The following is a 939-nucleotide window of genomic DNA, read 5'->3' on the forward strand; positions in this document are numbered from 1 at the left end:
TCTATAATTGGCGTAATTATTATATTAATGTTACAAAAAAATCCTAACAAAAATTTCTCTCAGATCTTAAATACATACTTTGGTAAATGGCTAGGGACAATTTTTCTTCTTTTATATGCCTTTTATCTATTTTTTGCTGGTTTTAATACTTTATTAAAGGCAACTGATATTGTAAAAGTGTGGATATTCCCTTCCACTCCTGCTTATCAAATCGCCATATTATTACTATTGCCTTTTATCATTTTAGCCCTGAGTGGGTTAAGGGCTCTTACTAGTTATTCTATGCTTGTTTTCTTCTTCACTACTTGGATGCCACTATTTCTTCTTTTTTCATTAAAAAGTAACTACAATCCTTTACATCTACTACCTATTTTTAAAGATGGCATATACCCTATTGTAAAGGCAACAAAAGAAACCATTACTCCTTATGCAGGCTTAGAAATTGCATATTTTATTTATCCGTTCTTACAAAAAAAACAAAAAGCCATAAAAGGAATACTAATAGCGAATACTGGAACCATGTTTTTCTATATATATGTGACTATTCTTTCTTATATATACTTTAGTCCGGAGGGGATAAAAGACGTAATTTGGCCAGTATTTCATCTGTTAAAAGGGGTTCGTTTTTCTTTCGTAGAACGATTAGAAATTATATATATCGCTTACTATTTGATTGTATTTTCCACTACAATATATCCGTATTTATTTTTCAGTTTCGAATCTGTAACCATTTTATTTCAAAAAACCGTTCGCAATTGGGTGCTAGTTGGTTTTATGCTATTAATAGTCGGCTTATTCGTTTTTCTAAATCCCGATGTGGATCAATATTTATTTATATATTCTCTTATGGATATCTTAAATATCATTTTCTTTATTCTATTACCAATCTTTTTTTTCGCTTACAGCATTCTTTTTACTTGGTTTACTAGGAGGAAACAG

1 protein-coding gene is annotated in these 939 nt (G+C 29.8%); it reads left to right on the top strand.

Annotation, left to right across the window (positions count from 1 at the left end):
- Positions 1 to 939, top strand: a 939-nt coding sequence (locus AC1DTM_RS28870) for a GerAB/ArcD/ProY family transporter (RefSeq protein WP_477001528.1), incomplete at both ends; no start/stop codon positions are given.

Source organism: Bacillus sp. P4_D3 (genome assembly GCF_056401855.1).